This window comes from Thiocystis minor (assembly GCF_016653465.1).
GTDB lineage: Bacteria > Pseudomonadota > Gammaproteobacteria > Chromatiales > Chromatiaceae > Chromatium > Chromatium minus.
Genome location: NZ_NHSQ01000029.1, coordinates 1 through 15,526, shown reverse-complemented (window position 1 = coordinate 15,526; position 15,526 = coordinate 1). Strand labels below are relative to the sequence as shown.

The following is a 15,526-nucleotide window of genomic DNA, read 5'->3' as shown; positions in this document are numbered from 1 at the left end:
CAGGATGAGAGAAACCCATGCACGCCAGGTTGGCGCGGGAAAGACGTGCGAAGCTAACGCGAGACCCTGACGAACGCAAGGGCGACGCCATGACCGAGGCCAGTCTAAAAACGCGTCTGTCGGCGCGAATCCGCAATCTGTCCGACAACCCGTCGAGGTTCGCGAATCCATCCCGACAGCAACCGTACCCCGGTTGCGCGGGGGCGGTTTGGTCAGACGCTGGCGCGCGATGCGCCTCCGACAAGCCGCATGCCATTCATGACCTGCTCAAGACCCGCCAACCGTTCGACGGGCAACGCTTCGAGGTCTGCACGAAGGCGGCTTGAGCAATCCATTCAGTCGATGGATCGGACGCAAAAAGCACTGGCATCGGCACGGAGTATCCACGGGTTGCCCAATCGCAAAGGCGAGACCCAGTCAGTCTTCTACTCCGTCAAGCGCAGAGAGCGACTCAACGCCAGGACATAGACTGCCCCAATGCTCAACTGGACGATCATGATGGGCACGCCATAGCGGGCGAAGCGCATGAAGCTCACCCGCTCGCCCTGGGTGGCGCAGATGCCGACGCTCACGATGTTGGCGGAGGCGCCGACCAGCGTCGCATTACCGCCGAGCGTGGCGCCGAACATCATGGCGATGAACACCGGCAGGGTCGCCGCCGGCCAATCGGTGAATCCGGCGGCGAGCGCAACCTCGGGCACGGCCTCGGCCGCCACCAGATAGCCCTTGGTCATGACCAACGCGGCGGCAACCACCGGGATGTTAGCAAGCAGGCTCGACAACAGCCCGATGCCGGCGAGCAGCAGCAGGGCGACCAGCGTCAGCTCAGCCCCGAACCAGTCATAGAGTTGCAGCGAGAGCCCCTGCAACAGACCCGTTTTGGCGAACGCCTGGACCAGGACAAAGATGGCGCCGAGAAACACCAGGGTCTTCCAGTCGATGTCGCGCAGCACGGCGTCCACCGGCTCGACGCGCGCGCCATGGATGACGAGCAGCGCCAAGGTGGCGCCAATGATGGCCACCGCCGGCGGCACGATATGGGTCGGCAGGGATTCGCCGATCAGGAAGAGCGCGACCATGACGACGAGCACCAGGAGGGCGAAGGTCACGAAGCCCTTGCGTTCGATGCGCGGCAAGGGGGTTTTGGCCGGCAGCGGGACGCGCAGACGCCAGATGTCCGGCATCAGAAGCGGCAGGAGCGGCAGAATCGCCAGCACCGCCAGCAGACCGCCCAGACTCACCTGCTGGAGATACTGGATGAAGGACAGACCGATGGCGCTGCCGACCAGAAAGGTCGCCGGGTCGCCGACCAAGGTCAGCATCCCGGCCGAGTTGCTGACCAGGGCGGCGAGGATCATGGGGCCGACAAAGTCCGCCCGGAGCGACCTGGCCACGCCGATGATGACCGGGGCGAGCAGGATCACGGCGGTGGCGTTCGGCAGCAGGGCGCAGACCGGTGCCACCAGGGCGACCAGGAGCAACAGATAGCGTTTTCCGCTCCCGCCGGTGGCCCGCAGAAAGACCTCGCCGAGGCGCTCGAAGATGCCCGTCCTGGCGAGCACGCGCGCGACCACCATGCCCCCGAACAGCAAGGCGAGCGGACCGCCGGCGACCTTGGACGCCTCCTGCAGGTCGCTGCGTTCCAGCAGGCCGAGGACGATCAGGACGCAGACCCCGAGCAGGGCCGCCACCATCATGTCGATCGCGTCAAACGCGATCAGCAGGATCACGCCGGCGAAGACCCCCACGATCAGCCAGATGTCGAGTGCGCTCATCGCTCGGTTCTCCCGCGGTCAGTCGATGGACGGGGCATACAGAAGTCCGCCCTGATTCCAGAGCCGGTTGAGGCCGCGTTCGATGCCGAGCGGACTGCCCGCGCCGAGATTGCGCTCGAACATCTCCCCATAGTTGCCGACGGCCTTGACCGCGCGCGCCGCCCAGCCCGCCGACAGACCCAGACTATCCGCGAGCAGGGCGCGTTCGTCATGCGACAGGCGGGACAGGGGGGTGAGATCCGTGGCAAGCACCTGATCCAGATTGGCCTGGGTGACGCCCGACTCCTCCGCCAGAATCAGCGCGAACAGCACCCAGCGCACCAGGGTCGTCCATTCCGGATCGCCGCCCCAGAGCACGGGCGCCAGCGGCTCCTTGGAGATCCGTTCCTCCAGGATGCGCCAGCCATCGCGACCGGCGGGAAGACGCGAGCGCACGGCGGCGAGTTGGGAGGCATCCGAGCTGTAGGCGAGGCAGCGGCCGGCTGCGAAGGCGTCCGCCACCCCAGTCGCGGAATCGAACACCAAGGGAGTGACCGCGAGGTCGCGAGCGGCGAAATAGTCCCGCAGATTGCGCTCATGAGTGGTCCCCTTCTCGATACAGACGGTCGCCCCGGCGAGGTCGGAGGGTGCATGCACCGGCGATCCGGCCGGCACCAGAAAACCCTGGCCGTCGTAGAAGAGGATCGCCGGAAACTGAAGCTTAAGGATCGCCTCGCGGGTCAAGGTCCAGGAGGTATTGCGCACCAGCAGATCGATCTTGTGCGCCTGCAGGGCGGGAAAGCGGGTCGAGGCGCGGAGCGGCACAAACTGAACCTTCTCGCCATCGCCCAGCGCGGCGGCGGCCACGGCGCGGCAGAAATCGACATCGAATCCCTGCCAGCGTCCTGCCGCATCGCGTTCGGAAAACCCTGGGATGCCCTCGCTGACCCCGCAGTGCAGCATCCCGCGCGACTTGAGCGTGTCCAGCACATCACCCGCGCTCGCGAGCGGGCCGAGGAGCGCCAGGACGCAAGCGAAAAGGAGAAGGAACAAAAGCGTCGACCAACGAGAGGATCCGGATCTCATCTGACTGAACCCCGCCGAATGCATGTTTGTTTGAACTCACGATAACCGAATCCGACAAGGAATGACACGCGACCGCTCGCTCGCCCAGCAATTCTCGGTAGGGTTTGATGGAGCGAAAAACCCAGACGAATCATCGCGGCCGTGAAGGATTATTCGTCTCTCGGCTGCCACGCGTCAGCGTCGCGTCCGTGATCCGCGCCGCTGCTGGGTGCGCTCTCTCTCACCCCGCTGGATCGGGCGATGGAGGCGTTGGCACGACCGCGCGGGATTTGCTCTCGGCGCTTCATGGATGACTTCGTCATCTTTGCACCGACGCGACAGGCGCTCCGAGTCGCCATCCGGCGGATGTATCGAGTGCTTGAAGCCTTGAAGGTCAGGGTTCATCCTGACAAACGTTTCATCGGCCGCACGGCCAGGGGGTTCGACTTTCTGGGGTATCGCTTCCAAGCCTCCCGCAAGCGGCGGCCGACCAGGCCATCCATCAACCGATTGATCGACCGTGCGCGCCGGCTTCATGCGCGCGGAGCTGACGAGAACCAGCTCCGGCAGTACGTTTGGCGTTGGTATCGATGGCGACTGGGCGGGCTGCGCTAATCCCATGGGATCCGGTCGTGTCCGACGATGGGCCGAAAAGCGGACAGATTGAGGTATGCGATCCAGTCCTCAGATGCACGGTTTTCTCGCGACGTGCGTTTTGCCAGATGATGTCGGCGACTCGCTTCCGCCGTCCAATTCCGATTGAACCTGTCTGAGCCATTCATTGCAGAGCTTGCGAAAGGAGCGGCTGAGCTCGAATGCCTGCTGCAAATCCATGCGTGCCGAAAAAGCTGGCTGATCCGTCGTCTCGCCATAGCTTCCGGTCGCCATGTGCTCGCTTATCCATCCCTTGGCATCGCGTGGCGTTTCCGCCTCAACGCCGTTGCCTGGGTCGCAAGCGAAACCCCGATGACCGTCAAGAGACTTGGCGGCGGCAATAAACCAAGCTTCATACTCGCGGTTCGCCAGCACCACCGAGATGCGGCGATGGGGGACACAGACCCGCGCCCGTTGCAGAATCAGCGCCCCCAACTCCGCCGGGCAATCGTCGTCCGCGTCCAGCAGAATCAGTATCCATCCGGTATCGCCGCATTTTGCCGCAGCCAGCAACAGATGCCGTCGGAACTCGTCCTCGCGGTTGAGAAATCGGTCACGATGCACTCGGATCGGCGGCAGTGTCCGCACGAACGTTCCGGGTGTTTGTGTTTGCCACTCGCCAAGCCGGCGCAGCAGGATGGGCAAGGCGGCGACTTCGCCATGCCCCTCGACGATCGCGGCGACGGCGCTCATCGCTTGCCCTCACCCTCGCCGAACAAATCAGACTGCTGTTGCGCTTGGGCGGCAAGCTCCGCTGGATCGGGCGCCAATTGATTCAACCGCAGCAACTCACCCGCCGAAAAGAGATGATCACGCATGGCCGCGCGCGATGCCTCGTCGATTGACGCGATACGCGTCTCGCCCGCCTCCGACACCACGGCCAAGAGTGACTCCGCACTCAGGGAGCGATCATCCAGAAGGTCTGGGCTGTGGCTGGTGACAATGATCTGCGTGTGCTCGGTGGCCCTCGTCAATGCCTCTCGCAAGGCCGCACTCGCGGCGGGATGGAGCGCCGTTTCGGGCTCCTCGATGCCCACCAATGTCGGGGCATCATCGCGGTTGCCTTGAAACAGCGCCGTGAGCACACCCAAGGCTCGCAAGGTGCCATCGGACATGCTCTGCGCCAGAAAGCGCCAGGGATGATTCGCGCCAGCCATCTCCTGACGAAACTCCAGGGTCTCCGTCGGACCGAACGGTTTTCGCTCGACGCCATGCACCATGGGGACGACGGTCTGCAGATACTCCTGAATGATCGCCATCTGCGCCGGGGCGGTCCGCTCCAAATGACCGATGACGCTAGCGATATTCTCGCCGACCGGCTTGAGCAGGCGGCCGTCCTGCGGTTTCTGCGGCTCGCGCATCAGCTTCGGATTGAGGTTGTAGAAACCCATGGATGTCAGCGCATCGAACAGGGGGCGAAACGCGGTCAGACCCGAGACGGAAACCAGTGCCAAGCGGTCGGCCGTGACCGCCGGGAAGGTTGTTTCGCTCGTCGCCGTCGCCTTGCCCCGCTCGACCTTGTAGAAAGGGCCTTTGCCAAGGCCACCGATGGCGCACTCTTCAGTCTGGACCTCATAACCACCGCCCTTCAGCGCGCCGATATTGAAGGCATAGTGCCCCGGCGTCCCATCGGGTAACGCAAACTCCAGCCGAATGCCGAAATGCGTTGGATGACCGCTTGATCGACGACGCACCTCGGCAAGACCGCCGCGCTCGTTCAGCGCATTGTCCAACGAGCCGCTCAGCGCATCGCGCACCAGGTGAAGGGCATCGAGGAAATTGCTCTTGCCCGATCCATTCGCCCCGACCAGATAAGTCAGCGGCTGCAAACGGACATCGCAGTGGCCGATGCTTTTGTAATTGCGCAGCACTACGCGGGTGAGAAACGCCGAATGCGTCATGCCAAATCTCCTTGTTGTTCCGCGTTCCCTTCGCGGCTGTTCAGGCAATCCCAGGCCGCGAGCACCAGGCGCTGGGGTTGTCAGGATTCTTGTACGCCTTATCTTGTCTCTCAGAGCAAGGCAGTGGATTTGGCAACCACGAATGGACATGATCCGGCATGACCACCCAGGCAAGCGATGTCAAGGCGCCACGGTCGTTCAGCGTGCGCATCTCCGTCACCGCCAATCGCCCGCAGGCAAGATCACGGAACAGCGGCAATCGTGCCTCCGTGCTGGCGGTGACATGATAGGCATGGCCAGGCAAGGAGACACGTCCTTTCAGTCAATCGTCACGGGACATAAGATCGTGTCGGAGATTTGCTTGATCGTGGCGAATGAATTCGCCCCTTGTATATTTTGTTCCCATTGTCAAAAGCATCCACCTCAACACGACTCGGCATGACCTGCCCCCGGCATCCGCACCATCGGTGCACTGTCGAGCAGCTTGCGCGCTACCTCGACGATCGGCTCCAGACTGATGCGGCTGGTGAACACCGTGAAGGTGAGCATGGCGAGCAGATGGCGCGGGTCGCTGATCCAGGGCGGGAGAAAGCGCGGCGGTCGGCACAGACCCAGCGCGTAGAGTTCGCACAGGGCCGGAATGTCGAAGAGATCGAGCTTGCCGCAGAACAGCAGACTGAGACAGTCGGCCCGCCCGGCGGCGAAGCCCGCGCGGATGAAGTTGTCCACCTGGAGCAGTCCCAGCAGATAGACCAGATCCTTGGTGAAGGGCGCGCCACCGGTGATGACCCCGCCGCGAAACACCCGCCGGGCATTCTCGAACGCCTGGTCCGGGTCGCTGGTGCGCTCCAGATAATAGCGATAGACCTCCAGGAAGTCCGCGCCATCGATGGCCATCTGAATCGCCAGCACCCGATCCGCCAGGCGGCTCAGGCGGTCGAGTTCGATGGAACCGCTGATCACCTCCGCGAAAACGGCCAGCCCCTCCTGGGTGCGCGTCGTGCCCGGATGCCCGGCCGCCAGCAGCGGCAACTCGGTCTGGGCCTTGCCGTTCAGCGAGGTGGCGACATGGATATAGGCTTCATGGTGGAGCAGTTGGACGAAATCGCGATCGGTAAAGCGCGCGCCCCGGCGGATCCGGATCGCCCGCGAGGTGGCGAGGGCATTGGCGGACAGCCGGTCGACCAGCTCGATGGCGGGCGCCTGATCGCCGAAATGGGCGCGCACCGCAACGTCGAGATCCGCCGCGACCGAGTCCGCCGTGTGGTAGCTGGGCGGGGCGGTATGGATTTCGATATGGGCGAGATTCGTGATGGTGTCGAGGACGCTTTGCGCCAGGTCGAGCGGCGTGATCGGCACATAGCGCAGGGGCGCGGTCGGTTCGCCGTAAAGCTGGCGGCCGTACTCGAAGAACCCCGTGGTCCCCACCGCCGCCAGCATCCGCGCGCTAAGTTCGATGGCATTGGCCTGACGGTCGAGCCAGAGGTCGATGGTGGTCACCGGCACGATCTGGCGACGCGCCTCGCGCACCGCCTCGATGCTGGGCGTGGGGTCGAAGGCGGGATAGCTCACCTGCGGCAGCTCGCGGCCGCCCTGTTCCAGGAAGGTTTCCTTCACCTCCGGCTCCCAGGCGAGGGTCCGCAGGATGCGCAAGGGTTTGCAGGCGGTGTGCAGCAGGCCGGCGACGGCGCGGATGCGCTCTTTCTCCCGTTCAGTGGCATCGGTCATGCGGAAAGGCTCCAAAACTGTCGGATTCAGGATCATGGCTTCGCGTCCAGCGCATCGGGATTTCCCGTTTCCCCTCGAAAGTCAAAGCGGGTTTGACATCCGCCGTTCGTGTTTGAGCAAGAAAATCGGAACCGTCGATGTCTTCGATGAAGAGCCGAGTCACAGAGTACGCCAGACGATCCGCTCCACCCCCAGCGCCACCACCGCGAAGGCGTGTAGATCGGAGACGCCATAGCTCGCGCGCAGGGTCGCGCCATAGCGGCGCGCCTGCGCCTCGGCCTCATCGAGCTTCGCGGCCACGGCGGGCAGGACGCTCAAGTCGGCGCGGGAACGCGCGCGCACCTGCTCGCCGCTCAGCCCCAGTTCCTTCAGCCCTAGATACTTGAACTCCAGCAGCAGATCCAGCGCCTGGAAGCGGCGCATGTCCGGGCGCAGGATCAGCGCGAGATCCACATAACCACGGGCGCTCTCCAACTCCGAGACGGTCATATAGAGCCGGTCGTTGAACAACAGGGTCAGAAAAGCGAACTTGATCAGCAGTTCGTTGGTCCAGCGATAGTCGCGGTTGGAGATCACGCTGAAATAGCGCTGCTCGATGAAGTCGCACAAGGGGGCCAGGTCGCCGGTCTGACAGACCACCCGGCCGATGTGCTGGACGCTGGTCTGATCCGCCGGATCCGGCAGCCAGCGTTCCCGCAGACGTTCCACATAGAGCGCGCGGGCGACCAGATTGGGGATCTTAAAGACCTCCTCGTTGAATCCGGTCCGACCGGCCCAGGTCAGGATGCCGAAGTAATAGAGCAACGACACCATGAACCGCTCGTCCTTGGCAGCCGCGAGCACGTCGGCCACGCCGAAGCGTTGCGCCAGTTGCGCAATCACCAGCGCCTCGTCGCCGCTGAGCGCCTGGATCAACACCGCCTCGCCGTGCGGAAGCTGAGCGATATAGACCAGTTTGTTGCGATCCATCGCCAGGTTTTCGTCGAGCATCTGGTGCGGATAACGGCCCCGCCGACGCAAGTAATCGAGGAAATAGAGACTCAGCGTGGGGTTGTAGACGCTGGTTTCGGCCAGATCGCTGAATCGGTAACCGTTATAAAAGGTACGCATGGTGTCCAGGGCCTCTCTGGCCGACCAGGCGGCGCCCTCCCCGCTCAAACGCGTCAGCACGGCGCTGACCTCGGTCTCGGAAAAGCCGCAGAGATCGTTGAATTCAGGCTCCCGATCAATGCTCTTGCCGACGTTGTACCCGCTCGTCATATCGCTCAACACCACCGGCGAGACGCCGGTGATAAAGACCCGATCCAGCCCCATGCCGCCCGCCGCCGCCTTCACCGCCTTGAACACCGTTTTCAGCAAGCCCTCGCCGTACAGCAGCGCGTCGTAACGCTCCGGCGACTGACCGCCCATCAGCACCTCGTTGGCAAAGTTGTCGTATTCGTCGATCAGCAGATAGAGCCGGTGCGGGGTCTGCGAAACCGCCATCAGGGCGGAGCGCCAGGACGACAGCGCATTGTCGTCGCGAATCTCGATCGGGTGCGTCAGACGCGCGGCATAGCGCAGCGCGAATTCCTCGATGCAGTCGTTGAGATGGCGATGCAGCGCGGATTCGATCTCGCGCAGCGTCCCCTGCGACTGGATCAGCGAAAAGTCCCACTTCATCACGAAATACTGGTTGCGCAGCGCGGTCGGCTGGCGACCGATGGACAACCCGCCGAACAGCGCTTCAAAGTCGTCAGCGCGGTTCAGGTCGTAATAGTGCTCCAGCATCGAAAGCAGCAGACTTTTGCCGAAGCGGCGCGGGCGGATGAAGATCAGTTGCCGACCGGCCTCCTCCAACTGTGGAATGCGGTCGGTGCGATCCTGATAAAAATAGCCGTCCGCGATCAGCGTGGCGAAATTGCTCAGGCCATAGGGTAATTTCATGCGAGGGCTCCCACTTCAGTGTGCTCGGCGGCTTGTCAATCGCGCACGCATGGGCAATGGGGTTCGCACAGCGGCGCCGAAGTTTCGGCAACCATCTGCTGCGCCAGGGCTTCCAACCCTGACGGGACAGATCAGGATGGTCTGTCTACGCAAAGAGCGCGCTTCGTTCGCAGGGTTGAGCGCAACGGCCCTGGAGTTTTCCTGACAGCCACTTCCTTGACTTCCAAGGCACGTCTAACGCCCCGCATACAACCGATTGATCAGATTGACCAGAGTGTAATACCCGGCCTGATTGACGGCCAGTTCTTCGCGTGCCTGCACCAGATGGAGCAGCAGCTCCAGCAGCGCGCTTTCGGCCAGCGCAACCAGCGTGGTGTTGAGTTTTTGACCGCCAGTTGACTCGCCGCGCGTCCCTCGCGCAGACCGCCCATGCCGTCGGCCAGAACCACCAGCACCCCGCCCGGCGGATTGGCGCCCTGGGCCGAACAGCCGGCGAAGCCAAAGGCGTCCTGTTGCTCCGGGCGCGTGCCGATCCATTGGGCATTGCCCGGCTGCAAGGTTAGCCTACTCAACGCCCGCTCCCGCCGAGACGTAACTCGGTCTGACCGACGCGCAGGACATCGCCGTCGCGCACCGGATGCGGCGCGGACAGCGGCACGCCGTTGAGCCAGGTCCGATTGGTGGAACCGAGATCCTCCAGGATCGTCTGCCGGCCCTGAAGGCTCAAACGCGCATGCTGCGTCGAAACCTCATCGTCCTCGGCCAGTGCCTGTGAAATGGCGATCTCCGCTGGCTGGCCGGCGTGGACGACCACCGTGGCGCCCAGAACGGCAGACAGGGCGAATAACCGCCAGGGTAACAAAGACATCACATCGCGCTCCTGCCGGTGTGTTTGATCAGGCTGGCTCCGGGTTTCAAAGATTTGATTACGTTAGAAACTTTCCCGGCTATCGCCTTCAGCGCGAGTCGTCGACGGCCGCGCGTTCCCGCGTCTGCCCGACCGCCTTGAGTTCCGCTCGCAGTTCCTTTTCACGTTGCTCCAGTTGGCTGATCGCCTCCTCCATGGAGCCGATTTGATCGTCTCCCTGCCGCATCGCCAGGGCGGCGGCTTCCGGGTCTCGCGCGCGTTGCTGTCGGCTCAAACGGAGCGCCGTTCGTGCGTCATCCTGATCCCGCGCGTTTTGCCTGAGCCGCGCGCGGAGTTCTTCTTGACGCCGATTCCGTTGGCTTGCCGCCTCGTCCGGGGCGGTCGCGCGTTCCTCCTTTCGCACGGTCGGCACCGCCAGCGCGCGCGACTCGACCGCGCGTTGCAGCGGGCTCCAGGGAAACGCCGCCCCTGGATCCTGCTTGCGCTTGATCCGCTGGCCCTCACAAGTCAGAGACGAATCATCCAGTTCCGCGTGCGATTTGACGCTGGAAAACCGCAATCCATGCCGGTCCAGGATCCCCCGCAAGACGCTGGCAAGCGCCGCGATCTGCGCGTCCGGAAACGGATCCCGACCGTCCCCATCGTTGACGAGTTCGATGCCGATCGAATCCGCATTCCGGCCGCGCACATGATGCGCCACCCGCGACTCCGGCACCATGCTCACCACGCTGCCGTCCCGGCCGATCACGTAATGGATACTGATCGTGCCCTGATGGCGCAGAAAGTGCGCCACGATGCCGTCCAGGGTACCGCCGCGAAAACGGCGGGCCGGATCGCAATCCGGCCCGCCCGTCGCGTGAATCACCACCTGCCGGACCGGTTCCGCCCGCGGCGGTCCCGAAACCGGCACCTCGCGCAGCGCCGCCTCGGCCTGGATGGCGGCGGTCATGAGCAGCAAGAGTGCGTAAGGAGGAATCCGCATGTCAGTTTTCGTCGGCGCGACTGGCGTCTATTGAGTCAATCCCGATCCGAGCATCGACAACGGAATTGCCTGCTCCCGCCAACCAGCACATGCTGAGACTGCCAACGCGCTTAATCCGCCACCTCGACGCGGTTGCGTCCGCCGTCCTTGGCGGCATAGAGGGCGCGGTCGACGCGCGCGAACAAGGTCTGGAGGCTCTCGCCGGGCCGGGCGAGGGTGGCGCCGAGGCTCACGGTCTTGGTGCCGACGACCTCGAAACGATGGGCGGCGATGTGCTGGCGCAGGGTATCGGCCAGGGTGGCCAGGCCGGCGCGGCTGGCGTTGGGGCAGAGGATGATGAACTCTTCGCCGCCCCAGCGGCCGAGCCAGTCGCTCTCGCGCAGCAAACTGGCGAGCAGGCGCGCCATCTCGGTGAGCACCTGATCGCCCACCAGATGGCCGTGCTGGTCGTTGACCTGCTTGAAATGATCGATGTCGCAGAGAATGACGCCGAAGGGCGGCCCGCCACGCTCAAAGCGGGCGTGTTCGGCGCCCAGCAGATCATCGATCTTGCGCCGATTGTGGACCTGGGTCAGGGTGTCGGTGCTTGCCAGACGTTCCAGCGTCCGCGTCTCCTCCTGGCGCAGGCGCTCGCGGACCATGTTGGCGGCCAGTTGGCTGGTGCGCTCGTCGAGTTCCTCGATCATGGCGTTGAAGTGCTGGTTCAGCGCGTCGATCTCCTGGATGCCGACTGCCCGCAGAGGATGGTTGCGCAGCCCCTGGCCCAGATGGCCGGTGGCCTCCGAGAGCGCGTGGATGGGTTTGGCGATCCGGGTGCCCAGACGGCGCGCCCTGGCGTTCAGCACCAGAAAGAACAGCAGATAAAAGACCAGCATACCGCTAATGGCCAGATAACCGATGCGGGTGCTGAGCGCGCGCAGATCCTCGATGGGGGCGAAGATCTTCACCTTGTCCACCAGTACCATGAGGCGCCAGCCGTTCTGCGCGACGATGCGCTGAATGAGCAGATAATCGACGCCATCCACATGGATGTCGGTGCTGCTGTCGCGCGAATCGAAAAAGCGGCTCAGGCGGTCGCGAAAGACCGGATGCCGGCCGGTCAGCAGATTGTATTCATCGGGCTTTTCATGGGTCTCGACCATGGGGCCGAGATAGTCGTGCTGGTGCAGCTCCTTCAGCCCCATGAGCCGCTCGACGCGCGGCGGCATGGCCAGGATGGTTCCCCGGTCATCGACCAGGAAGGCCATGGCCTCCCAGGCGAGGCGCAGATCCAGCACATGGTTCACCACGCGATCAAGGGTGATGTCGATGCCGCTGACCGCCACCAGGCGATCGTCCCGGTAGATGGGCACCAGACTCGACATCACCCAGCCTTGCCCCGCCGGGTCGAGGTAGGCGCTCGTCCACACCGGCCCGCGCCCGGGGTTGTGCGCCGCGTCGGCCTCGACGTAGAAGGCGAGATCCTCGACGTTCCAGGATGGTCCGAAGCGCTCGGCGGCATCGTGCATGAAGGGATGGAGCCGGTTCATGCCATCGGCGGTGTTGATGTAAGCCTGGGCCACCAGCGGATGGGTCTCGACGATGGCGCGCAGCAGCGGGTCGATGGCCTCGCTACAGCGCGCCTGGCGCCGCTCGACCGCGCCGATGACGGTACTGGCCGAGTAGTAGAGGCTCGCCCCGCCATTATCCGCGGTCTTGTAAAAGGCGCCATTGGGATGCGGCTCAAGGCGCGGCTCGCCATGGGGCAGCACACAGGTCTCGGGGTTGGCGAAAAACCGCTGATGATCGGCCTGCAGGAGACGGCTCAGGCGGGCGATCTCGGCAAGCCGCATATCGATGCCCGCGGTCTCGGTGGCGGTGACTTCCAGCAGGTTGCGCCGCACCTCATCGAGCAACAGCGCCTGATTCTTGTCGGAGATGTGGAGCGTGATGCCGAAATAGAGCGCCAGCAGCAGACACTCGACCAACAGCATCGGCACCAGCGCGCTGCGCAGATAGTGGCGGTAGATGATGCGGTGCAGGTGCGGGCTGTTCGACATCGATGTCGGTGGTTGCGAGCGTCATTGGGCAGGCGATCAGAGTAACCCCAAACAGGATGGGGCGCCACGTTGCCACGTCGGATGCAGCAATTCTCAGTATGGCCTGATGAAGCGAAAAACCCAGACGAATCATACGAACAGTGAAGGGTTTCCCGTTCGTCCTAAGTCCTGAGCTTGTCGAAGGGTCGAAGATGAACGGGAAACCCTAAGCCTCTGAGCGTGAAGCCGTTCATGGTTCGACAAGGCTCTCCTGAGCGAAGCCGAAGGGCTCACCACGAACGGCTTAACTTACTGGCAGTTACACTGGAGCGCGGGAGCCAGAGAGCCAAACACAAATGGTTCAAAATCACTGTCCGCCGCACACCAATCGGACGTGGCTGCTGTAGCTCCGATCATAGTAGTGGGCGTACCCATAGCCAAAGTACACGTACCACGCGTGGCTCGAATAGCCGGCGTAGGGAGAACCCGACCAGACATACGAACTTGGCGGATTGGGAAAAGCCGTTTGATCGATGGTCGGTCTCGCATACTCACCATCACACGAGTCGCCAGTCATGTTCCAGGTCTGGGGCCGGCCACTGGAGCAATACACCAGGGTCAGCAACTCATCCTTCGTCGGCATCCGCCAATCCCTGTGGCCTGCGTAGGAAAAGTCTTGTGGCTGCCGCATCGCTTCATCCCAGATCAATATCTTTGCTTCCCCGAGGCAGGTGCGGCCGTTCCAGTTCTGGCCCAGGCTGCAACGCATCCATTGCAGGCCAGTCGTGGTATCGGTGACGGTGCCATCGCCGTTATCGATGTAACGATCATTGATCAATTGAGTGTGGGGGACTTCCGCGACATTCTCACTTGTCGATACTGGCTGCGTTGGCAAAGATGACGATTGCATCGGCGAATCGAGTAATACAAACAGAACGAACGACAGCACCAGCGCAATCACCACCACCACGAGCAATCCACCCCCCGAACGAGCGTGAGGCTTGATAGGCGCGGGCCGTTGATGACGATGGTCTTGCTCCTTGATGGCGGATTGCGATTCCCGCAGTTCCTCCGATGAGGCGCGTTGTGGCTCTGGCTTCGGCGTCTCGTGCGGAGCTTCCGGCTGCGCTACTGAGGCAATCGCGTTCTTCCACGCCTCCTGCAACGTCGCCACGCTCGGATAGCGATCCCCCGCCCGCACCGCCAGCGCCTTGAGCAACGCCGCCTCCTGCGCCGGAGCGATCGCAATTCCCAACCGCGACGGCGGAATCAACTCATCCAGTTCCACCCGATCCAGCGCCTCGGGCGGCAGCACGCCGGTGATGGCGCGATAGAGCGTCGCGGCGAGGCTGTAGACATCGGTCCAGGGGCCTTGCTTGCCTTTGGTCCGATATTGCTCTTCCGGGGCATAGCCGGGTTTGAGGATGACCGACAGGCTTTTGCTGTGTTCGCCGGCGGCGAAGCGCGCGGCGCCGAAGTCGAGCAGCTTGATCCGCCCGCTGCGGCTGACATAGATGTTGTCGGGGGCGATGTCGCGATGCAGCAAGCCCTCCCGGTGCATGGCACGCAGGGCGTCCATCACCGGTAGCAGCAGGCGCAGGGCTTGGTCGAACGGCAGCCGTCCGCCCGGTTGCTGTTCCAGATACTGCTTGAGCGTCAGCCCTTCGACGTAATCCATCACGCTGTAGCCGGTGCCGTGGGCGCGAAAGAAGCTCTTGACGGTGACGATGCCGGGATGCTGATCGAAGCGCGCCAGCGCGCGGGCCTCTTCCAGAAAGCGCTCCAGTCCGTAGGCGAACTGCTCGGCGGCCGGGCCGGAATAGACGGCGAGACTCACCCCATCGGGCGCGCGGCTGGCGCTGTCGCGCGGCAGATATTCCTTGATCGCCAAGCGCAGTTGCAGATTCTCGTCCCAGGCCAGATAGGTGATGCCGAAACCGCCGTGGCCGAGTACCCGCCCGAGGCGGTAGCGTCCGTCGAGCACGATGCCGAGCGCAAGCGCCGGGGGCGGGTTGTCGAGCCCAGGATGCCAGCCACAGGTCGGGCAGGGTGTGGCGCTCGTCTGGCTGAAGCAGTGGGGACAGTGGGGCTCGGCGTGGGCGTCCATGAAGCGTACTCCGCGAAGACTCGAATCGGTCGGCGACGAGACTGTAGCACACAGGATGATTGGAGGGGTTCCGGCGCGAAGCCGCGTCGGTGGCATCAGGCCACCATCGGGATCGGCGCTTGATGGTCGAAGGGCGTGCGGACGCGATGCTGGAACGCCGCGATCTTCGCCAGCAGGGCATCGATCAAGGTCAGACCCGCTGGCTTTTCGATCAGGTCGAGGTCGTCCGCAACCGGGTCAGATTCGCTTGCCACTGTCCCAATACTCAAAAGATCGAACGGAAACTCAGCGGGGCACCCTATGGCGATCACTACCTCAGCCGCTGGGAGGGCGGTGGCGAGGCGCGCGATGAGATCATCCCCGAGCAGGCACAGGTGGTGCAACAGATCTTTACTTCAGGGCGAGCGCGCTTAAATCCTCAGCCGAACACCACCTTGGCGCGATAGTCATCGTTCCACGCGGCCTTGCGGCGCTTCTTGGCCAAGCTGATCGCCGACCCCTCCTGTTCGAACAGGTTCATGCT

General features: G+C 63.5%; 15 protein-coding genes. 4 read left to right on the top strand and 11 right to left on the bottom strand.

Annotated features, from left to right (window positions below):
- Nucleotides 1–17 precede the first annotated feature (17 nt).
- Entirely contained in the window at nt 18–326 is a 309-nt protein-coding gene (locus tag CCR95_RS01850; RefSeq protein WP_201091343.1) for a hypothetical protein, read from the top strand.
- 99 nt (nt 327–425) lie between these two features.
- Here the strand turns inward: CCR95_RS01850 and CCR95_RS01845 are convergent, their stop codons facing one another.
- Nucleotides 426–1,775, bottom strand: coding sequence for an ArsB/NhaD family transporter (locus tag CCR95_RS01845; RefSeq protein WP_201091342.1), 1,350 nt, complete (start codon nt 1,773–1,775; stop codon nt 426–428).
- Nucleotides 1,776–1,793: 18 nt separating this feature from the next.
- Entirely contained in the window at nt 1,794–2,807 is a 1,014-nt protein-coding gene (locus tag CCR95_RS01840) for an amino acid ABC transporter substrate-binding protein (RefSeq protein WP_242523002.1), read from the bottom strand.
- Nucleotides 2,808–3,041: 234 nt separating this feature from the next.
- Between CCR95_RS01840 and CCR95_RS26035 the strand changes: the two genes are divergently transcribed.
- Nucleotides 3,042–3,434 (top strand): RNA-dependent RNA polymerase family protein, encoded by a 393-nt coding sequence (locus CCR95_RS26035; protein WP_338115325.1) that lies wholly within the window; start codon nt 3,042–3,044, stop codon nt 3,432–3,434.
- Between the two features lie 69 nt (nt 3,435–3,503).
- Here CCR95_RS26035 and CCR95_RS01835 read toward each other — a convergent pair whose 3' ends face one another.
- Both CCR95_RS01835 and CCR95_RS01830 read right to left on the bottom strand, forming a co-directional pair.
- Nucleotides 3,504–4,166 carry a DUF4276 family protein gene (locus tag CCR95_RS01835; RefSeq protein ID WP_201091340.1) on the bottom strand — a complete coding sequence of 221 codons (663 nt, stop codon included), beginning with the start codon at nt 4,164–4,166 and terminating at the stop codon, nt 3,504–3,506.
- Nucleotides 4,163–5,374 (bottom strand): AAA family ATPase, encoded by a 1,212-nt coding sequence (locus CCR95_RS01830; protein WP_201091339.1) that lies wholly within the window; start codon nt 5,372–5,374, stop codon nt 4,163–4,165. Before CCR95_RS01830 ends, CCR95_RS01835 begins: the two co-directional genes overlap by 4 nt.
- A 158-nt stretch (nt 5,375–5,532) precedes the next feature.
- Between CCR95_RS01830 and CCR95_RS25770 the strand changes: the two genes are divergently transcribed.
- Nucleotides 5,533–5,661: a hypothetical protein gene (locus CCR95_RS25770; protein WP_276570221.1), complete on the top strand. Its 129-nt coding sequence runs from the start codon at nt 5,533–5,535 to the stop codon at nt 5,659–5,661.
- Between the two features lie 136 nt (nt 5,662–5,797).
- Here the strand turns inward: CCR95_RS25770 and CCR95_RS01820 are convergent, their stop codons facing one another.
- From CCR95_RS01820 to CCR95_RS01790, 7 genes are all read right to left on the bottom strand, one after another.
- Nucleotides 5,798–7,102, bottom strand: coding sequence for a peptidase MATCAP family protein (locus CCR95_RS01820; protein WP_201091337.1), 1,305 nt, complete (start codon nt 7,100–7,102; stop codon nt 5,798–5,800).
- 159 nt (nt 7,103–7,261) lie between these two features.
- Complete coding sequence (locus CCR95_RS01815) at nt 7,262–9,028, bottom strand: AAA family ATPase (protein ID WP_201091336.1); 1,767 nt, start codon at nt 9,026–9,028, stop codon at nt 7,262–7,264.
- A gap of 260 nt (nt 9,029–9,288) precedes the next feature.
- On the bottom strand, nt 9,289–9,600 hold the full coding sequence (locus CCR95_RS01810; protein ID WP_201091334.1) for a hypothetical protein: 312 nt from the start codon (nt 9,598–9,600) through the stop codon (nt 9,289–9,291).
- Nucleotides 9,597–9,896, bottom strand: a complete 300-nt coding sequence (locus tag CCR95_RS01805; RefSeq protein ID WP_201091332.1) for an FHA domain-containing protein — start codon at nt 9,894–9,896, stop codon at nt 9,597–9,599. Before CCR95_RS01805 ends, CCR95_RS01810 begins: the two co-directional genes overlap by 4 nt.
- Nucleotides 9,897–9,984: 88 nt before the next feature.
- Nucleotides 9,985–10,878 carry an N-acetylmuramoyl-L-alanine amidase gene (locus CCR95_RS01800; protein WP_242523001.1) on the bottom strand — a complete coding sequence of 298 codons (894 nt, stop codon included), beginning with the start codon at nt 10,876–10,878 and terminating at the stop codon, nt 9,985–9,987.
- A 110-nt stretch (nt 10,879–10,988) separates the two neighbouring features.
- The gene (locus tag CCR95_RS01795) at nt 10,989–12,917 is read right to left on the bottom strand and encodes a sensor domain-containing diguanylate cyclase (protein ID WP_201091330.1); all 1,929 of its coding nucleotides are present in this window, start codon (nt 12,915–12,917) and stop codon (nt 10,989–10,991) included.
- 346 nt (nt 12,918–13,263) lie between these two features.
- Nucleotides 13,264–15,003 carry an Lcl domain-containing protein gene (locus CCR95_RS01790; protein WP_201091323.1) on the bottom strand — a complete coding sequence of 580 codons (1,740 nt, stop codon included), beginning with the start codon at nt 15,001–15,003 and terminating at the stop codon, nt 13,264–13,266.
- Between the two features lie 122 nt (nt 15,004–15,125).
- On the opposite strand from CCR95_RS01790, the gene CCR95_RS01785 reads away from it, so the two are divergent.
- Nucleotides 15,126–15,449, top strand: coding sequence for a hypothetical protein (locus CCR95_RS01785; protein ID WP_201091322.1), 324 nt, complete (start codon nt 15,126–15,128; stop codon nt 15,447–15,449).
- Nucleotides 15,450–15,526: the final 77 nt, after the last annotated feature.